This window comes from Pseudomonas sp. MF08831 (assembly GCF_059862645.1).
This window is the reverse complement of record NZ_JCBCUX010000010.1, coordinates 232839-252366: the sequence shown is the minus strand read 5'-3', so window position 1 is coordinate 252366 and position 19528 is coordinate 232839. Positions and strand designations below refer to the sequence as shown.

16 protein-coding genes and 1 rRNA gene are annotated in these 19528 nt (G+C 61.3%); 8 read left to right on the top strand and 9 right to left on the bottom strand.

Annotation, left to right across the window (positions count from 1 at the left end; all coding sequences use genetic code 11):
* Positions 1-79, top strand: a 5S ribosomal RNA gene (rrf, locus tag AC19YS_RS21420); the annotation flags it as partial.
* 129 nt (positions 80-208) lie between these two features.
* On the opposite strand, the gene AC19YS_RS21415 is transcribed toward rrf, so the two are convergent.
* Positions 209-1099 (bottom strand): LysR family transcriptional regulator, encoded by an 891-nt coding sequence (locus tag AC19YS_RS21415; RefSeq protein WP_119739321.1) that lies wholly within the window; start codon positions 1097-1099, stop codon positions 209-211.
* Between the two features lie 103 nt (positions 1100-1202).
* Here AC19YS_RS21415 and AC19YS_RS21410 point away from each other — a divergent pair, with 103 nt between their 5' ends.
* The gene (locus AC19YS_RS21410) at positions 1203-2618 is read left to right on the top strand and encodes an aldehyde dehydrogenase family protein (RefSeq protein WP_500602592.1); all 1416 of its coding nucleotides are present in this window, start codon (positions 1203-1205) and stop codon (positions 2616-2618) included.
* Positions 2619-2751: 133 nt separating this feature from the next.
* Positions 2752-4644 (top strand): penicillin-binding protein 2, encoded by a 1893-nt coding sequence (gene mrdA, locus AC19YS_RS21405; RefSeq protein WP_106580023.1) that lies wholly within the window; start codon positions 2752-2754, stop codon positions 4642-4644.
* Position 4645: 1 nt separating this feature from the next.
* Here the strand turns inward: mrdA and AC19YS_RS21400 are convergent, their stop codons facing one another.
* Complete coding sequence (locus AC19YS_RS21400; RefSeq protein WP_200624861.1) at positions 4646-5047, bottom strand: GFA family protein; 402 nt, start codon at positions 5045-5047, stop codon at positions 4646-4648.
* Positions 5048-5147: 100 nt separating this feature from the next.
* On the opposite strand from AC19YS_RS21400, the gene AC19YS_RS21395 reads away from it, so the two are divergent.
* A complete protein-coding gene (locus AC19YS_RS21395; protein ID WP_119739328.1) occupies positions 5148-5615 on the top strand; it encodes an SRPBCC family protein in 468 nt (155 codons plus the stop codon).
* Positions 5616-5654: 39 nt separating this feature from the next.
* Here the strand turns inward: AC19YS_RS21395 and AC19YS_RS21390 are convergent, their stop codons facing one another.
* A complete protein-coding gene (locus tag AC19YS_RS21390) occupies positions 5655-6242 on the bottom strand; it encodes a hypothetical protein (RefSeq protein WP_200624862.1) in 588 nt (195 codons plus the stop codon).
* Between the two features lie 85 nt (positions 6243-6327).
* Positions 6328-8565, bottom strand: a complete 2238-nt coding sequence (locus AC19YS_RS21385) for a TonB-dependent receptor (protein ID WP_200624863.1) — start codon at positions 8563-8565, stop codon at positions 6328-6330.
* A 217-nt stretch (positions 8566-8782) separates the two neighbouring features.
* On the opposite strand from AC19YS_RS21385, the gene AC19YS_RS21380 reads away from it, so the two are divergent.
* The 4 genes from AC19YS_RS21380 to AC19YS_RS21365 all read left to right on the top strand — a co-directional run bounded on the left by AC19YS_RS21380 (position 8783) and on the right by AC19YS_RS21365 (position 13181).
* On the top strand, positions 8783-11140 hold the full coding sequence (locus tag AC19YS_RS21380; RefSeq protein ID WP_500602590.1) for a DNA polymerase II: 2358 nt from the start codon (positions 8783-8785) through the stop codon (positions 11138-11140).
* Positions 11141-11213: 73 nt separating this feature from the next.
* Positions 11214-11792: a GNAT family N-acetyltransferase gene (locus AC19YS_RS21375; protein WP_106580029.1), complete on the top strand. Its 579-nt coding sequence runs from the start codon at positions 11214-11216 to the stop codon at positions 11790-11792.
* 13 nt (positions 11793-11805) lie between these two features.
* Positions 11806-12438, top strand: coding sequence for a glutathione S-transferase N-terminal domain-containing protein (locus AC19YS_RS21370; RefSeq protein ID WP_500602589.1), 633 nt, complete (start codon positions 11806-11808; stop codon positions 12436-12438).
* A 164-nt stretch (positions 12439-12602) separates the two neighbouring features.
* Complete coding sequence (locus AC19YS_RS21365) at positions 12603-13181, top strand: DUF4174 domain-containing protein (RefSeq protein WP_106580031.1); 579 nt, start codon at positions 12603-12605, stop codon at positions 13179-13181.
* A gap of 108 nt (positions 13182-13289) precedes the next feature.
* Here AC19YS_RS21365 and AC19YS_RS21360 read toward each other — a convergent pair whose 3' ends face one another.
* The 5 genes from AC19YS_RS21360 to AC19YS_RS21340 are packed head-to-tail and all read right to left on the bottom strand — an operon-like array spanning position 13290 to position 19521.
* On the bottom strand, positions 13290-14345 hold the full coding sequence (locus AC19YS_RS21360; RefSeq protein ID WP_500602588.1) for an acyltransferase family protein: 1056 nt from the start codon (positions 14343-14345) through the stop codon (positions 13290-13292).
* A gap of 22 nt (positions 14346-14367) precedes the next feature.
* The gene (murJ, locus tag AC19YS_RS21355) at positions 14368-15777 is read right to left on the bottom strand and encodes a murein biosynthesis integral membrane protein MurJ (RefSeq protein ID WP_500602587.1); all 1410 of its coding nucleotides are present in this window, start codon (positions 15775-15777) and stop codon (positions 14368-14370) included.
* Positions 15778-15779: 2 nt separating this feature from the next.
* Positions 15780-17213 (bottom strand): O-antigen ligase family protein, encoded by a 1434-nt coding sequence (locus AC19YS_RS21350; RefSeq protein WP_500602586.1) that lies wholly within the window; start codon positions 17211-17213, stop codon positions 15780-15782.
* Positions 17210-18313, bottom strand: a complete 1104-nt coding sequence (locus tag AC19YS_RS21345) for a glycosyltransferase family 4 protein (protein WP_200624867.1) — start codon at positions 18311-18313, stop codon at positions 17210-17212. Before AC19YS_RS21345 ends, AC19YS_RS21350 begins: the two co-directional genes overlap by 4 nt.
* Complete coding sequence (locus tag AC19YS_RS21340; protein ID WP_106580036.1) at positions 18304-19521, bottom strand: glycosyltransferase family 4 protein; 1218 nt, start codon at positions 19519-19521, stop codon at positions 18304-18306. Before AC19YS_RS21340 ends, AC19YS_RS21345 begins: the two co-directional genes overlap by 10 nt.
* Positions 19522-19528: the final 7 nt, after the last annotated feature.

Below are 19528 nucleotides of genomic sequence, written 5' to 3'. Positions count from 1 at the left end.
TCCCGAACTCAGCAGTGAAACGATGCATCGCCGATGGTAGTGTGGGGTTTCCCCATGTGAGAGTAGGTCATCGTCAAGATTAAATTCCAGAGCCCCTGTTTGCTAACGCAAACAGGGGCTTTGTTTTGGGCGGTCGAAAAGAACAAGTGCAAGCGTGCTGCCAATGGGCGTGGATCATACGCGTGCTAGCTGATACAGAACTTGTGTATCAGAACCCTCGCTCCTTGATCAGCTCAATCAGCGCCCTCAACCCGGCCGGTACATGCCGCCTACCAGGGTAGTAGAGACGCAACGAGTCAAACGTTGGTGTCCACTCTTCAAGCACGCGTATCAGCGCCCCCGCAGCCAGGTCTGCAGCAGCATTCCACTCTGTCAAATAGGTCAATCCCATCCCCGCTCTGGCTGCTTGAAGCATTAATGTCGGATTGTCCAGCGTCAACGCACCGTTTACATCTACGGCAATGGACTCGCCGTGACGCTCAAACTCCCAGCGATAGATCGAGCCGCTCGGCATGCGGCTGCGAATGCATTCATGGGCGCTCAAGTCCAGCGGGCTTAAAGGGGTAGGGTGGCTGGCAAAATAGGCTGGGCTGCCCAGTACGGCAAATCGCTGAGGTGGGCTGATATCGACGGCGATCATGTCTTGTGGAACGCTGTCGCCAAGACGGATACCTGCATCGAACCCTTGAGCCACAATGTCGACCAGTCGACCTTCAGTGACGATATCCAGCTTCATCTGCGGATAGCGCCGCATGTACTCCAGTAATAACGGCATCACCTGCTTGGCGGCGCCTGCTGAGGTATTAAGCCGCAAGGTCCCACTCGGTGCCGACTGGCTATTTCCCGCTTGTTCAAGCGCCACGCGAATAGTCGAAAGGGCTGGCGTAATGGTGCTGACAAACTCCGCACCGATTTCCGACAGTGACACGCTGCGTGTCGTACGGTTGAACAAGCGAACGCCCATCCGTGCCTCAAGTGCAGCGATTGAATGGCTCAGCGCTGATGTCGAGACATTCAGCTCCGTCGCCGCTGCGCGAAAGCTGCGATGCCGGGCGACTGCCAGCACCGCCTCCAATTCGTTCAATCCTGAGGTGTTCATTGTCCTGAGTTGCTCATCAAGTCGTGCCGATTTATACGGATTATCAGGTCAATGATAGTGGCTTACCGTGAGGCATACCAATTCGGTGACTTCGGAGGTTCCCATGCATCAGATCCACCAGATCTATATCAATGGCCAATTTGTAACGCCTCACGGTGAAGAGCTTTTTGACCTGTTCAACCCCGCCAATGCCCAACGCATTGGTCAGGTTCGCCTGGCAGACGAACGCGACGCTATGAATGCCGTCAGCGCGGCAAAGCAGGCGTTCACCGAGTTTTCGCGCACCACAAAAGCCGTGCGTGTCGACTATCTCAAGCGCATGCACGCCGCCATTGTTTGCGTAGAAGCAGAGCTGACCGAGGCAATCATCGAAGAATATGGCGCCCCGGTATCCCGTGCATCGTGGATGGCCAAGCATGCCGCCAGCGTCTTGCTTGACGCCGCGACCGTGCTGGAGGACTACGATTTCACCCAGCATCTGGGTATCGCAGAGGTGACGATGCAGCCCCTCGGTGTGGCCGCACTGATAACGCCCTGGAACAGCAACGCCGGCTTCATCTGCGGCAAACTCGCTGCTGCATTGGCCGCTGGCTGCACTGCCGTGATCAAACCGAGTGAAATGAGCGCCACCCAGACCTCAATCGTTACACGCGCCCTTCATGAGGTGGGCCTGCCGCCTGGAGTGTTCAACATTGTTACCGGCCGTGGTGAAACCGTCGGTGCTGTATTGAGTACACATCCGGATATAGCCAAAGTCTCATTCACCGGCTCTACCGCTGTAGGCAAACAGATCCTGCGCGCAGGCGCTGAAACGCTCAAGCGCATCACGCTAGAATTAGGCGGGAAGTCGCCGGTATTGATCCTCGAAGATGCGGACCTGAAAACGGCTATACCGATGGCGCTTCAGGCCGCGTTCATGAACAGCGGCCAGGCGTGCATTGCCGGCACCCGCATGCTTGTGCCCGCCCAGCGCTTGGCTGAAGTAGAAGCGCTGGTAACCGAGCAGGTCGCCGGTATCCGGGCCGGCAACCCTAATGATCCTGCCACCCGCATCGGTCCTATGGTCAGCTTCAAGCAGTGGCAGCGGGTGCAGCGATACATTCAGATCGGCATCGAGGAGGGCGCTTACCTATTGGCGGGTGGCCCCGGCTTGCCTGATGGCATCGACGCCGGCTGGTTCATCAGGCCCACCGTCTTCAGTCGCGTTACCAACCAGATGACCATCGCTCGTGAGGAGATCTTCGGGCCTGTTCTGTCGATCATCCCCTACGATGATGAGGAGCAAGCGCTGATAATCGCCAACGATACGCCCTACGGCCTCCAGGCTTACATTCTGTCCTCAGACCTGCAAAGGGCGCACGCACTGGCCTCCCGTATCGACGCCGGTCGCGTGTTGATCAATACCCTGGCCCACGAGCCGCGTGCACCCTTTGGCGGCTTCAAACAATCAGGCATAGGTCGCGAGTACGGCACCTTCGGATTGGAGGCCTTTCTGGAGCCTAAATCCGTGCTCTCCTGACAAAACAGCATGCCGTTGGGGAAATCGATGCAAAGTGTTTCTGCATTTTTGGTATGGTGCAGCACATTTTACAAAGATTGATTTTTCATCCGCAGGACGCGGCGTAGACCTTCTTCAACGAGATGCTGTAGAAATGCCTGAACCGATACCGATCAAGGATCACGAAAAAGAAAACCGTCTGGTCAACAAGCGCCTGCTTGCCTGTGCGTTATTGGTCATCGGCATCACCTGCGCCCTGGTGGGCCGCATGTATTTCCTGCAAGTGGTGCAGTACGACTACCACTCCACGATTTCCGAAAACAACCGGGTCCATGTACTGCCGATTACGCCCACGCGCGGGTTGATCTATGACCGCAACGGCGTGGTTTTGGCCGACAACCGTCCCAGCTACAACCTGACGATTACCCGTGAACGCACAACCGACCTCAAGGGTGAGCTGGATGCCATCGTCAACCTGCTGCACCTGCCCGCCGAAGACCGCGCGGTGTTCGACAAGGCGCTGAAGCAGGCTCGTCATCCTTTTGTGCCCGTGACGCTGTTTTACGAATTGACTGAAGAACAGATCGCCGTACTGGCCGTTAACGAATTCCGTTTGCCTGGCGTGGACGTCGAGCCGCAATTTGTCCGTCATTACCCGCTGGGCGCGCATTTTGCCCACTCGATTGGTTACGTTGGCCGAATCAATGAAAAAGAATCCAAGGCCCTTGATTCGGTGGAGTACCGAGGTACGCAGTCCATCGGCAAGACCGGTATCGAGCGGTTCTACGAGTCCGAATTGCACGGCCATGTCGGCTATGAAGAGGTCGAAACCAATGCGCAGGGCCGCGTATTGCGCGTGCTCAAGCACACCGACCCGATCCCCGGCAAAAACATCGTTCTGAGCCTCGACGTCAAACTTCAGGAAGCGGCAGAAGAAGCCTTGGGCGATCGCCGTGGTTCGGTTGTCGCCCTCGATCCGCAAACGGGCGAAGTACTGGCGATGGTCAGCAAGCCGAGCTTTGACCCTAATCTGTTCGTGACCGGTATCAGCTTCAAGGAATACGCGGCGTTGCACGACTCCATTGATCGGCCGCTGTTCAACCGTGTGCTGCGCGGGCTTTATGCGCCCGGTTCGACCATCAAACCGGAAGTGGCCATCGCCGGTCTCGACAGTGGCGTGGTTACCGCACAAACCCGCGTGTTCGACCCCGGTTACTACCAGTTGCCCGACTTTGACCACAAATACCGCAACTGGAACCACAGCGGCGACGGCTGGGTGGACATGGACGCGGCGATCATGCGCTCTAACGACACCTACTTTTACGACCTTGCCCACAAGCTGGGCATCGACCGTCTGCACGATTATTTGGCCGAATTCGGGCTGGGACAGAAAGTCTCTCTCGACATGTTCGAAGAGTCAGCCGGCCTGATGCCTTCCCAGGCCTGGAAACGTGCGACACGACGCCAGCCGTGGTTCCCGGGAGAAACGGTGATTCTCGGCATCGGCCAGGGCTATATGCAAGTCACGCCATTGCAGCTGGCCCAGGCCACTGCCTTGATTGCCAACAAAGGCGTATGGAACCGGCCGCATCTGGCCAAGACCATCAATGGCGTGCCGCCGGTGGATGAGAACCCGATGCCCAACGTGGTCCTCAAGGACCCGCGTGATTGGGAACAGGTCAACCATGGCATGCAACTGGTGATGCACGACCCGCGCGGTATCGCCCGGGCTGCGGCAGTCGGCGCCCAGTATCGCATTGCCGGCAAGAGTGGTACCGCGCAAGTGGTCGCGATTAAACAGGGCGAGCGTTACAACCGCAACAAGACCCTGGAACGCCATCGCGATAACGCTTTGTTTGTCGGCTTCGCGCCGGCCGAACACCCGAAAATCGTGATCTCGGTAATGATCGAAAACGGTGAAGCCGGCGGTCGTGTGGCGGGCCCTGTGGTGCGTCAAATCATGGATGCCTGGCTGCTCGACCAGGAAGGCCACCTCAAGCCGCAATACGCGACGCCGGCCAAAGCCCCGGGTGACCCGCACGTCTGACTCAGACCTTCCACTCGTCCCAGTGCTCTACACCTTGATAGACGAGCCAAGGCACATCATGGGCCGTCCAGATGTGCGAGGTGGGCCGCACGCCCGGATCATCATCCAGCGTCGCCACTCGCACAATCACGTGGGGCTGATGCTTACGCTCCGCCATCAGATGTGAGCCACATCGCGAGCAGAAATGCCTGAATTTGCCCGGCGACGATTCAAGCGATGACAGCAGCGCTTCGCCCTGCGTCCAACGGAAATGTTCGCGCATCACCCCGGCCGTGGCCACGAACGCTGCTGCATGCACCTTGCGGCAGCTGTCGCAGTGGCAGTGGCTGATGGGCATGTCCAGGCTGTCCACTTGGTAGCACACGGCTTTGCAGAAGCAACTTCCATTCAACGGGTCAGTCATAACGTATTACCTGATCAAGGATGGGGTCATCGTCATCGCGCGCGCACGCCAAGGTTGCGCATTGGTCGATGTCGCCTACTGTCAATGGAGGAGGTGACTTATGCACGTATTAGATCGCATCGAACGAAAAGTCCTGCTCAACGCTCCACGTAAACAGGTGTGGGAAGCCCTCACAGATGCCGAGCAATTCGGCAATTGGTTCGGTATTGCCCTGAAGGGCAAAACCTTTGCTGCCGGGGAAACCCTCGAAGCCCCGATTACCTACCCAGGCTATGAGCATGTGGTATGGAAGGCCAAAATCGAAAGGGTCTTGCCACAAACCCTGTTTTCCTTCTGGTGGCATCCTTATGCGGTCGAGGAGGGTGTCGACTACGACAGTGAAACGCCCACCTTGGTGGAGTTCACCATCGAAGACCGTGCGCCAGGCATTTTACTGCGGGTGGTTGAGTCCGGGTTTGATGCGGTGCCCGAGGCCCGACGCCAGAAGGCCTTCAAGATGAATTCACGTGGCTGGGATGAGCAAATGAACAACATCGAAACCTATCTGGCTCAGGCGCGTCGCGCCTGACTTAACCGGGCATCTTGATGATGCCCGTGTTCATCGCTGTCAGCCTTCGTGAGTTGTGGTGATTTCCAGGGTGTCGGTGAAGGTCACCAGCACACTTTGCCCGACCTTGAGGTCCTTGAGGCCGGCGCGGATCTCCGGTTTTTCAACGTTTAGCACTTTCGTGGCACCGGTGGGGTTTTCCAGGGTCACTTGGTTTTTGTTCAGGTCGATATGGGTAATCTTCAGCTGTACCTGGATCTGACGGAAAGCCGCACCGCCAGGGTGCGGGTTACTGGCCGTGGCACGCACCACGCCGGTACTTTCGCTTGAGTCCGGGGCACTTTTATCTACGTCGGTGTCGAGTACCGCAGCCACCGAATGGGTGGTCAGCACTTTTACTTGATCGCCAACCTTGAGATTGGCCAAGTCTTTGGCGTCATCACTGAGTTGCACATGCACCGGGTTACCCTCGGCACCTTCCAACACCACCTGATGGGTGGCGGCATCGACCGACAGCACCTTGGTGGTCACTTCATCGGCTTCAAGGGATTTGGACAGCGGGATGTCGGCGGCGTAAGCGGCAAGGTTGCCGGCGCACACCAGGGTGACCAGAGCAAGGGCCCGGCGCACGGAGCGAGGTACATTCATTGAAGGGACTTCCATGTGTGAGAAGCCCTTGAGTCTAGTGACGAGTCAGCGATGCGCAAATTCGCTGACCCGCCACGTTGTAACTTTAGAAATCCACCGTCGCCGACAGCTTCGCCACCCGCGGATCGCCCTGGGTCAAATAGCCACCCAGCGCAGATTCCCAGTACTTGGTATTGGCCACGTTCTCCACGGTCGCGCCCAACGTCACTTCGCGCTGAGCCACTTTGAAGTTGTAGCGCGCACCCACATCGAAGCGATTCCAGGCCGGCAGGCTCAGGTTGTTTGCTGCATCGGCGTACTGGCCGCCGGTGCGCAGCATCCGGCCGTTGACGCTTACGCCTTGCAGGCCCGGCACATCCCACTCCACCCCGGCGTTGAGCTGGAACGACGGCACACCAATGGCGCGGTTGCCGTCGTTGGCGCCGTTTGCCGTGCCGTTGACCTCGGTGTGAATAATCGTTGCGCCGCCCAGCAGGCGCAGGCCGCTGACCGGTTCACCGAAGACGTTCAGCTCAACGCCCTTGTTGACTTGCTCGCCCTGGAAGACATAGGTGGCGGTGCCGTCCGCATTCAGCTGGGAGTAACCTTGAGTCGGCTGTTCAATGCGGTACACGCCCAGTGTCGCTCCGTAGGTGCCCATATCAACCTTGACGCCCGCTTCGGTCTGTTTCGAGCGGGCCGGTGCGAAGGTCTGGTTGGCGTTGGTCACGCTGGTGGCGCTGCCAAACGTGCTCGGAGCGGTCGGCCCCGAAGCCAGGCCTTCAATGTGGTTGGCATACAGCGACACATGGTCCCAAGGCTTGAACACCAAGCCATACACCGGTGTGGTGATGCCCTTGGCGTAATTGGCAGTGCGCGTGCCGGTGCCGTACGCATAGCCTTGAACCACCAGTTCCTGGCGGCGCAGACCTGCCGTGAACAGCAGGCGGTCATCCATAAAGCCGAAGGTGTCCGACACCGCTGCGCTGCGGGCGAAGGTCTTGGCGGTGATGCCTGGGTCGTTCAGGTCGCTGCCGGAAGTGAACCCGCCTTTGGCCGGTGCAGACACGTCGGCCGGATTGTAGATATTGGTTGGCTGGCTGCCGGCGGCAAAGTCGAAGGCGTTGCGGGTCTGGGTCCAGATGCCGGTCAGGCCCAGGTTCAACTTGTGGCTGACAGCGCCGGTCTGGAACCTGCCGTTCAGGCCGGCCATCAGGCTGGTGTTGTCTTCCTGGTGCGCGATGTTCGAGCCGCTGACCGTGGCATTCCCCAGCGCGTCGTTCAGGGTGACCGACGAGTAACGCCCCAGTTCGTTGGTGTGCTTGGCACCGCCGGCAATGTAGGCGGTCCAGTTGTCGTTGAGGTCGTACTCGCCCCGCAACATGCCGAACGTGTCTTCGAGGCTGGTGGTGCCCCAGTTCGGCGCGTAGTTGGTGTCGGCAGACGGGGCGTTGGGGATGTGGGTCAGGCCACTGCCGAGCAACACCGTATTGCGCCCGCCGTTCACTTGCTGCTTCTGATAAACAAAGTCACCCGACAGGCGCAACGCATCACCGCGGTAGTCCAGGCCGACCGAGAACAGCTTCGAGCGCTGGTTTTCGTCGTCAACGGCCGTATCGCCTTCACGCTGGGACAGGTTTACCCGCGCACCAAAGCGGTTGTCCTCGCCAAAGCGCTGGCCGATGTCGAGGTGTTCACCCACTCGGCCATCACTGCTGATGTCGGTGCTGAAACGGCGCAACGGCACATCGTCGGCGCGCTTGGGCTGCAGGTTCACGCCACCGCCAATGCCGGAGCCGCCGGGCGTTACACCGTTGATGAACGCGTTGGGCCCCTTGAACACTTCAACCCGTTCCAGGGCGTCGGTGGACATGATCTGGCGCGGCAGGATGCCGTACAAACCGTTGAAGGAAATGTCGTCGCCATTGAGCGGCAGGCCGCGAATCACAAAGGCCTGGGCCTGGTTCGCATAGCCCGATGCCTGACGCACCGACGAGTCGTTGAGCAGCACATCGCCGACGGTTTGCGCCTGCTGGTCGCGAATCAATTTCTCGGTGTAGGAGGACATGCTGAATGGCACGTCCATGATGTCCTGGTTGCCCAGCACACCCAGTTGCCCGCCGCGTGCAACCTGGCCACCGGCGTAAACCGGCGGTAACGCGTTTGGCGCGGGCGCGTCGGCGTTGATGTTGGTGGCACCCAGTTCCAGTGTGTTGCCGTCCTGATGGTTATTCGCATCCTGCGGGGTGACTGGGGTTGCAGCATGAGCAGCAAGGCTCGCGGAGCAGCAAAGGGCGAGCAGGGTAGGGCGAAACGGCACACGAAGTCGGGTACGGGAGGGCATGGTCGATCCTGACGGCGAACCGTCAATGTGAGGAAAAGGGCAACAACGTTGCGCGTCCTCGCTGCGCGGATACGACTCCGGTGCGAATGATAGTGATTGTTATTAATGTTCTGCAACAAATTTATGAGATTGCGGTCTGCGTGCGCGTTAACGTGCCGCGTTTACGCGGATGCCGAGTAGAATCACGCCCTGAAAGCGATTCCTGAGGTGTGGCACGGTGGATTTACAGCAGGGTTTTGTCCTGACCCGGCATTGGCGCGACACGTCGGCGGGTACGGAGGTCAGTTTCTGGCTGGCCACCGACCAAGGCCCTCGGTGCGTGCGGCTACCCGTGCAAACCTCGGTGATGTTTATCCCCGAGGCCTATCGCAAACAGCTCGACTGGTTGCTCAAGGGCGAGCGCGATATCGAACTGCGCCCGCTGCAGCTGTGTGATTTCCATCACCGCCCGGTGTTGGGCCTCTACACGCGCCAACACCGCCAGCTGATGGACCTGGAAAAACGCCTGCGCGCCGCCGGTGTCGATGTCTACGAAGGCGACGTTCGCCCGCCCGAGCGCTACATGATGGAGCGCTTCATCACCGCTCCCGTGTGGTTCGGCGGCGCACCAGACGCCAACGACGTGCTGATCGACGCGCAGATGAAACCCGACCCCGACTACCGCCCGCCGCTGAAACTGGTGTCCCTGGACATCGAGACCACTGCCCAGGGCGATCTTTATTCCATCGCCCTCCAAGGCTGCGGCGAGCGCCAGGTGTACATGCTCGGCCCGCCGAATAAAACCGACGCGGTGGACTTCAAGCTCGACTATTGCGACACCCGCGCGCAACTGCTCGAGCGCCTCAACCAATGGCTCGCCACCCACGACCCCGATGCGATCATCGGCTGGAACGTGGTGCAGTTCGACCTGCGCGTGCTCCACGAACATGCCCAGCGCCTCAATGTGCCGCTGCTGCTTGGCCGTGGCGGTGAAGCCATGGCCTGGCGCGAACACGGCAGCCGCAATCACTACTTCGCGGCGGCAGCGGGGCGGTTGATTATCGACGGCATTGAAGCCCTGCGTTCGGCCACCTGGAGCTTTGAATCCTTCAGCCTGGAAAACGTCGCGCAAACCCTGCTCGGCGAAGGCAAGGACATCTCCACGCCGTACCAGCGCATGGACGAAATCAACCGCATGTTCGCCGAGGACAAGCCTGCGCTTGCGCGCTACAACCTCAAGGACTGCGAGCTGGTCACGCGCATTTTCGAGAAGACCGAGTTGCTCAAGTTCCTGCTGGAGCGGGCCAGCGTCACCGGACTGCCGGCCGACCGCAACGGCGGTTCGGTCGCCGCGTTTACCCACCTGTACATGCCGCTGATGCACCGCCAGGGCTTCGTCGCGCCGAACCTGGGCGACAAGCCACCACAGGCCAGCCCCGGCGGTTTTGTCATGGACTCGCGTCCCGGCCTGTATGAATCGGTGTTGGTGCTCGACTACAAAAGCCTTTACCCGTCGATCATCCGCAGCTTTCTCATTGACCCGGTGGGCCTGATCGAAGGCCTCAAGCACCCCGAAGCGAGCGAGTCGGTGGAAGGCTTTCGCGGCGCGCGGTTCTCGCGAACCCGGCACTGCCTGCCCGCCATCGTCACGCGTGTCTCCGAAGGCCGTGAAGCGGCCAAACGCGAGCACAACGCGCCGCTGTCCCAGGCGCTGAAAATCATCATGAACGCCTTCTACGGTGTGCTCGGCTCCAGCGGTTGCCGCTTCTTCGACACGCGCCTGGCGTCCTCGATCACGATGCGCGGGCACCAGATCATGCGCCAGACCCGCGAATTGGTTGAGGCCAAGGGCTATGAAGTGATCTACGGCGACACCGACTCCACCTTTGTCTGGCTCGGCAGCGCGCATTCTGCGGACGACGCCAGCCGCATCGGTCGGCAATTGGTGCAGCACGTCAACGACTGGTGGCGTGCGCATTTGCACAGCGAATACGGCCTGCAAAGCGTCTTGGAACTGCAATACGAAACCCACTTCAGCCGCTTCCTCATGCCGACCATCCGCGGCGCAGAAGAGGGCAGTAAAAAGCGTTACGCCGGCCTGGTCGTGCACGCCGATGGCCGCGAAGACATGGTCTACAAAGGCCTCGAAACCGTGCGCAGCGACTGGTCACCGCTGGCCCGGCAATTTCAGCAGGAGCTTTACCAGCGCATCTTCCACCGCCAGCCCCATCAGGACTACGTGCGTGAGTACGTGCGCCGTACCCTGAGTGGCGAACTCGACGACCTGCTGATCTACCGCAAACGGCTGCGCCGCCAGTTGGACGACTACGAGCGCAACGTCCCCCCGCATGTGCGCGCCGCCCGCCTGGCAGATGAATACAACGACCGCCTGGGACGCCCGCGCCAGTACCAGCGCGGCGGTTGGATCAGCTACGTGATCAGCGTCAACGGCCCGGAACCGCTCGAAGTGCGGCAGGCGCCAATCGACTACGACCACTACGTCACGCGGCAATTGCAGCCGGTGGCCGACGCGATTCTGCCGTTCGTGAACGATGATTTTGGCACTCTGGTCGGCGGGCAGATGGGCCTGTTCTAAAACGCTTGCCTGGATGAGATCAGAGCCTGCACTCTTGGCCTCTGACGACCACCCGCAGACGGCGCAGCTTTTCATGACCCAGATCACCTTGACCGGCACTCACGTCGAACTCCAACCCTTGCAGCGAGAGCACGCGAGTGCCTTGCTCGACGCCGCCGCCGACGGCGAGCTGTGGAACCTGAAAGTCACTAACGTGCCCGGCCCGGACACCGTCGAGACGTACATCGACACCGCCTTGGCCGGGCGCAATGCGGGCAGTGTGATTCCTTTCACCATCGTGCGCAAAAGCACGGGTGAAGTGGTCGGCAGCACACGATTCTGGAAGGTCGACCGGGCCAATCGCAAACTGGAGATCGGCCACACCTGGTTGGCGCAATCGACGCAAAAATCTGCGATCAACACCGAAGCCAAACTGTTGCTGCTGACCTACGCCTTCGAAGTCCTCGACTGCGTGCGAGTGCAATTCACCACCGACGAACTCAACGAAAAATCCCGTGCCGCGATCCTGCGCCTCGGCGCCGTACAAGAAGGCATCGTGCGCCACGAACGCATCATGCCCGACGGGCGCAAGCGCAACTCGGTGCGCTTTAGCATCATCGATTCGGAATGGCCGCAGGTGAAGGCCAACTTGCAGGCCAAATTGCTGCGCTAAGGAGGAAACGCCCATGTACACGCTTTACGGCATTGATGAATCCGGCTCCTGCATGATCGAAATCGCCCTGCAACGTTGCGCGGTGCCGTGGCGTCGCATCGACGCCAGTTCCTGGGCAGATGGCGAGGGCAGTGAAGCCCTCGCGCGCATCAACCCGCTCAAACAAATCCCCACGCTGGTCACGCCCGATGGCCAGGTGCTGACCGAAAGCGCCGCCCTCCTGATCCACCTGGGCCTGGAATTTCCCGCCTCGGACCTGCTTGCCGGCAACCGCGCACAGATCCTGCGCGGCCTGGTGTACATCGCTGCCAATTGCTACTCGGCCATCGGCATCATTGACTACCCGCAACGCTGGCTGGGCAACGCGGATGAAGCGGCGCAGACGCAATTGACCACCGGCACGCGGCGCTATCTGCACCATGCGTGGGTGGTGTTCGCCCAGCAGTTCGCCGACCAGCTGTTCGCCCCCAATCAGGTGCCGAATGCACTGGGCATCATGGCCGCAGCCGTGTCGCGTTGGGACGCGGCGCGCGAGGTGTTGAGCAACCTGGCGCCCAGCTTTGCCCAGACGTTGGCGCAGGTGGATGCCGACCCTGTCGTGGCGCCCGTGTTTGCGCGGCATTGGCCGGAATGGGGCGTCTCTTGATGTTTCCGCAATCAGAAGAAACAATCACCGTGGCGCGCGCCCAACCCCTTGCGTAGCAGGCTTCCTGACCTACGCTTCTTAACGAGGTGTAGGAATCATCCTTGAAATTGACTGTCGCAGACATGAAACTCAAGAACCCTGCATGGAATTCAAAGGAGGTGCGCATGCTCATCCGGTCGCTGACCCTGGCTACCTTGATGGCTTTTACGGGGCCGCTGTTGGCCGCGGATGATATCAACCCGCTCAAGCAGGACTTGGGCAAGTCGCGTCCGCTGGTGGTGGTGGAACTTGACTCCGGTAACGAAGCATTGGCGAACCTGAAAAAACAGCTGGATGAGCCTGCCAACAAGCAGTCCTTTGAAGAGCGCAGCATGGTGTTCTACACCGTGAAGTTCGGCAGCATCGGTGCCGAAGGCGAGAAATTCGCCAAGGACGCCAAGGACAACAAAAAGCTCACGCCGCCTGAAACCAACGCGCTGATCCGTGCCCTCAAGCTAGGCGCCGGCAGTGGCACCAAAGTGATTTTGGTCGGCAAGGACGGCGAGAAGAAACTCGAAAAAACCGTGCCACCGGATACCCTCGACCTGAAGGAATTCTTCAGCGCCATCGACCAGATGCCCATGGCTGAAAAAGAACTCGCCGCGCCTGCCGAGCCAGAACCCGCCGCGCCCGCCAAAGGCGCAAAAGCGGCCAAGCCCGCAAAAGCCGGCAGCAAGGCCGCCGCACCACAGCTTGATGATTGAACCTACATAACCCCTGTGGGAGCGGGCTTGCCCGCGATGACGGAATGTCAGTCAAAACACCTTTGAATGACCCACCGCTATCGCGAGCAAACCCCCTCCCACAGGGGGTTAATGGTTTTCTGAAGGTTTGACGGCTTTGCGCACCGGAAACGGAAAGTAGAAAAACCGCAGGAACGCCACCCGCTTGATTACTTCCCCGATCATCAACGGCACCACCACCGCCACCACCAGGCCCACACACGCCGCCAGAAACGAATGCAGGCCCAGGCGTTCGAGCAGGTCGACAGTCTTGTGCTGGATTTCGCCATGGAAGATCAACAGGATCAGGGTCGACTGGCCGATGTAGGTCATCGCCCGGGTCAGCGGTGCCGACACCATCATTACCCGCGCCAGTGCCCAGCATGCGTACACGCCGATCACCGCCAGCACGCTGGTCCACAGCCAGCTGTCGTAGCGACGTTGCGCCAGGTCCATGGTGTCCCACGTAGCAATGAACACCGCGGCAAATAACAGGATCGAGACCAGGCATGTCAGCCACGATCCCGAATGTGTACGCAACCAATCGCGTGCCAGGTAGCCGGCGATGAAGTAGGTGCTGCTGATCAAGGTGATATCCAGGCTGAACGGCAGCCCCGGCAGCACCCAGTTGTGACCGCCGAGCGTCACCGGCATTTGCCAGAACACTGGCAACAGCCAAATTCCGAGAAGCAGCTGCGCCGTGATCAGCACGCAGGTCACCCACAACGACAGCTTCAGGCGCTGGATCAACCGCAGCATCACCCAACTGAACAGAATCGCCACCCAGAAGTGCGGCAGAAACCACATCGCCTGCCACGGAATGGTGTCCACCGAGGCATACAGCACGCCGCCAATATCCGGCAGCAGCGGTTTGCCGCGCAGCAGGGCGCGCACGATGACATACACCAGCATGGTGAAGAAAAACGGCTTGAGCAGCCCGTCAGCCTTGCGCACCGCCATCTCCACGAACGGTTGCTCGGGTTTGAAGAACACGCCGGACAGGAAAAAGAACAACGGCAGGATGAACGAAGCGAGGATCGGATACAGCAGGTCCGACGAGGTGGCGACGAACCAACTGTGGCCAAACACGATCACCAGGATGCCGATGCCCTTGGCGATATCCATCTGAATCCAACGATGCTTCATCTGACTATTCCCGATCGGTCATTCACGCCTTGCGCCACGGCTTCAGCCACAGCCCCATGCCCAGCAACATCACCATGCCCGCCAGGGTACTGAGCCCCAACTGCAGCCATACGCCTTGAATTGGAAACAACACCCACGCCGCCACGCCCATCGCCACCGCACAGAGCAGCCAATGCCGCGCCCACGCCAGGGCGTCGAGCAAACCCTGGCGCTGCATCAGCAGCAAGGCCGTGCAGATCACTCCGGCCAGCGCGGCCAGCGGTATACCCGCCAGGCCAAACACAAAGGGCAGGGCGCCCAGCAGCAGCACATTGACCAGGCTGCCGAGCAATTCACAACGCAGCGGCTGGCGCGTGTCGCCGGCCGCGTAGGCATAGCGTGCGAGCAGGGCGTTCCAGGCACCGAACACCAGCGGCACGGCAAACCACGCCAGCAGCAACGGCAGTGGCGAATCCGCCGATTGCTTGGGCAGCAGCAACGCCACCAGGCTGGGGGCCGCGGCCACCAGGCCGACGCCTGCCGGCAGTGTCAGCACGCTGGCGGTCTCCAGGCCGCGCTTGAGCAGCGCCAGGCGCTCATCGCCCTGGCGCCGGCTCATCATGCCCAGTAGCACCTGGTTGAGGCTCATCAGCGCAATCAACGGCAGGTTCATCAGCTTGCGGGCGAGGTTGACCCAGGTCACCGCCCCTTCGCCGAGCAGCGACGCCACCAGGCGCTCGATCAGCGCCAAGCCCTGGCTGGCGCCATTGCTCAACAGCAGTGGGCCGATGCGCTGGCCCAGTTCGCGCAGCGGCGTAAAGCTCAGTTGCCAGCGCCACGGTCGCCAGCCCTGTCGCCAGATCGAGGGCAGCAACGCCAACGGCATCAACAGGCTGCCGGCCAGGCAGGCGAGCGCCAGAGAATGGGGTTGGGTGGCCGTGCCCGCCACGGCGAGGTAGGTCACCGGCGGCAGGTTGAACAGCAGCGAACCCAGCCCCGCCAGCACAAAACGTTCGCTGGCCTGCAACGGAATACTGAACAGCGCATGCAACATCAAACCCGGCACGCACCAGGCAACGATCTGCAGGTTGCTGGCCGCCAGTGCCGTGGCGCTGGCCGCCAGCCCTGGGCCGAGCAACTGCACCAGCCACGGCGCCAGCAGCGTCAGCAGCAGGCTGGTGACCAACGCAATCAGCATCAGGGCCGGAAACAGCACCGCCAGCCAATCCAGGCGCTCGTCGTCCTTGCGTTGCAGGTACAGCGGCAGCGCGGCGGCGCTCAATACGCCACCGGCCAACGACATGCGCAACGCCTCCGGCAAAAACAGCGCGATCAGGAACGCATCACTGCGCTCGCCCGCGCCCCAGGCGGCCACCAGCAGCCACTCGCGGGCGAACCCCAGGCACAGGCCCAGCAGGGTCGCAAGCGTCAGCCAGACGGCGGAGCCGAGCATGATTAAAGCCGCGCGCCGTCAAGGGCCGGCTTGCGGAAAGCCACTGTCTTGACCTGCGGCAGACGCGCCGGGAACAGCCGGCGTGCCTCCAGTACATTGAGGCCGACCATCAGCCAGAACAGCGCCACCATCACCACGGCAAAGCTGAAGTAGTGGTCAAACAACCCGCTGACCAGTGCCGACAGAATCCCGGCAGTGCTGCCCAGCCACAGCGCGTTGTCTTTGGTCAGACGAATCGGGCCTTTCTGCGGGCGTGCTTCACGCCACCAGCGCACGGTCACGGCGACAAACAACAGCATGCCGACAATGCCGGTCTTGTAGATGAAGTTCAGCCACAGGTTGGAGATGCCCAGCAAATGCGTGCCTGGCACTGGCGGGTCGACCTTGAAGCCGATGCCGAACGGGTACGAAGCCACCGCCTGCGGGAACATGCGGTATTCGTCGAAACGTATTTCGGTACTGGCGTTGTCCGACGAAAAAATCGTCGCCAGGCGGTCCTGCAACGGCGGATAGGCCATCACCAGCGCGACCGTCAGCGCCGCACCGATCATCAACAGCCTGCCGGTGTAGGGCACACGCCGCGTCGCCATCCAGATCAGCACCAGCGCCAGGCTGACCATCGCGCCACGGCTACTGGCCAACAGCAATGCGGCGGCGCCCAGGCACGCCACGCCCAGGCCCAGTCCACGCTTCCAGCCTTGTTCGGTCATGCCGTAGCAGAACGCCAACGGCAGCAGCAACGCCATGATCCCGCCGATGGCATTCGGGTGCATCCACGGCGAGCCCATGCGCGATGACATCGCCTCCAGGCCGAATTTCAACATGTCGAAGTTGCCGTAGTTGAACAGCGCCAGGATCGGCGCAATTCCCGCCCCCGACCGGGTGCGCACAAACACCGAAATCGACAACACCAGCATCGCCAGCGTGCCCAGCAGCAGGGCGATCACCACTGATTCGCGGTGTTTGTAGTCGGTCAGCAACTTGGCGCAGAGGTACACCGCCGACAGGCTCAGCAACCAGCGCAGCCAGTTGGCCACGCCGCTGGTGTCGGCGTGGATCGTGACCTGGCCGACGATAAACGGAAACACACTGAACAGCATCAGCCACAGCAGCATCTGGTCGGTGGGGCGACGTGACAGGCTCGGCGTGTCGGCCACGCGCGACAGAAAGCTGTGCCACAGCACCGCGCCCCAGGTCAGCGCCAGGATCGCCTCGCTCACTGTGCTGCGAATGCCCAGGTTGACGGTCGAGTACGGCATGAAGGTCGCGACACCGGCGAACAGCAGCAAGCCCCAGAACGGGAAGCGCAGGATGGTCACCGCCGCGGCCAGGCCGATCACGGCGAGAAACGCCTTGGCCGGTGAGAGCATCAGGGCCAGCGCGCCGAACAACAGGCCGAACAGGATCGCGACGAGGCTTGCCAGGGAGAGTCTCATTTCAATTCCTCGATCAGTTCAGCCAGGCGCCGGCGATAGGCCTGATGGTTGAAGCGTTGCGCCCATTGCCGGCGTTGTTCAGACGATTCTTCAGCCGCGCGATCCGCCAGCGCCAGCATCAATTGCACCAGCGCCGGGCCGTCGGTGGGCGAGAAGCGAGGTGCAGACGGCGGGGTGATTTCATCCAGCGAGGTGCCGCTGGCCACGGCCACTGGGGTGCCGACGCTCAGGGCTTCGATGACGGGTAGACCAAAACCTTCCGCATACGACGGTTGCCACAGGCGCGAGGCCTGGCGGTACAGCGCGTGCAGCTCGGCATCCGAGACGCCGCTCAGGGCGCGAATGCCCGGCAGGTTGCGCTGGGTTTCGGGCAAATGCTCAAGGCTGCCCACCAGCACCAACGCCGGCACGGCGGGTGACAGGCTGCGGGCCTGCTGCCAGGCGTCGACCAGAAACGGCACGTTCTTGCGCAACTCACGCGTGCCCACCAGCAGCCAGTAATGCTCGGGCAGGTTACGCGCCGTCAGGTCTGCCGCCAGCTCGACAAAACTGTCGACTTGATTGGGCAGCACCCGAATCTTGCCCGCCGCCTTGGGAAACAGCCGCGCAGTTTCATCGGCGCTGTACTGTGACGGCGTCCACACGCGGTCGGCGCTGTGCACCGCGTACGCAATCGAAAGCCGATCGCTGGTCTTGTAGATCAGCGCTTTGAGGCGGTTGGCGTGATAGTTGTTCAACGTGATCTGGAACAGGTCATGCAGCAGCACGACGGTGCGCAAACCTTTGGGCTTGGGCGGCAACGGCAGGCCCATGTTGAACGTGCTGATGTACAGGTCGATCTGCTGCTCGCGCAAGGCTGCCGGCAAAAAGCCGGCCTCAAAGCGCAGACGATTGTGTGGCTGGTGCATCGCGGTTTTCGCGCAGCCCCAGGCCGGGCAGTGCGCCTGCAAGCGGGTTTCATCGCCCAGCGGTGCCACGGTAAACCGCGCCAGTTCCACACCCGGCAGCGTGCGCAGGGCATTTTCCAGGGCGTACACCTGGCGGCTGATCCCCGATTGCGGCGAGGTGCCGACGGTGCGGTAATCCAGGCCTATACGCATGCGGGCTCCTTTTGATTGAGCGGCGCGAGGGTCGCGTACACCTGTTCCAGCTGGCTGGCGGCCACGCTCCAGTCATGCGCGCGGCGTACATAGGCGCGGCCCGCTTCGCCCATGGGCGCGGCGGCGTCGGGAAACTGCAGCAGGCGTACCACGGCGTCCGCCAGGCTGTCGGCGGTTTGCCCACCGAGGTAATCCAGTCCTTCAATCAGGTCCAGGCCCGACACGCCTTGTTCGGTACTCGCCAAGGGCAACCCGGCAGCCAGGGCTTCGAGCACCTTGAGCTTGGAACCGCCGCCGTGGCGCAACGGCGCCAGAAACACCGAACAACTTGATTGCAGGTTCAACAGGTTCGGTACAAACCCTTGCCACTCGATACGCGGGTCCTTCCAACGCTCACGCCAACTGCCGGGCATGCCAAACCCGCACACGCTCATGCGCGCATCCGGGCAGCGCGCCCAGACCTTGGGCAGGATTTCATCCAGGGCCCACTCGATGGCGTCCACGTTGGGCGCGTATTCATAGTTGCCCAGAAACAGCACGCGGCGCGTCGAGGGGTCAGGCCGGGCGGCGGCGAAGTGATCGCAGTCCACACCGTTGACCACCACCGGCACCGGTTTGCCGGCGATCCTGGCCAGCACCTGCGCGTCGCTGTCGGTCACCGCCACCACCTGCGCGGCCTGGCGCATCACGCGGTGTTCCCACCGGCTGTAGCGCCATTGGTCGTAGCGAATAAATGGCAGCGCCCAGCGCGGCAGGCGGTCGTAGGTGGCCGCACCCAGCGCCGACTCAACGTTATGCTCGGTCAGCACGAACGGCTGCGATTGGCGCGCCAGGGCATCTTCATAAGGTTGGAACGTGTAGGTGTGCTCGATCTGCACCACATCCCAATGCTCTTTGAGCAACTGATTGAACGTGTCCTGCAGCGCGCCCGACAGGCCGTTGACGCTGGCCAGCAGCGGGTACGGTGCAAACAGGCCGGCCACCAGGGTTTTGACGCTGCGCAGTGGGCGGCGCGGCAGCACGATCACCTGCTCGAGGAAGGCCTCCAGCACTTGGCGATCGGTCAGCGACACCGGGTTTTTATCATGCAGCAGCAAGGTGATTCGGTGGCCACGCGCGGCCAGGCTGCGCAGCAGATGGAACTGGCGCGTCTTGCCGCCGCTGGTGGCGGGCCAGGGCGAGTAAGGCAGGATCCATAAAATGCGCATGGCGGGC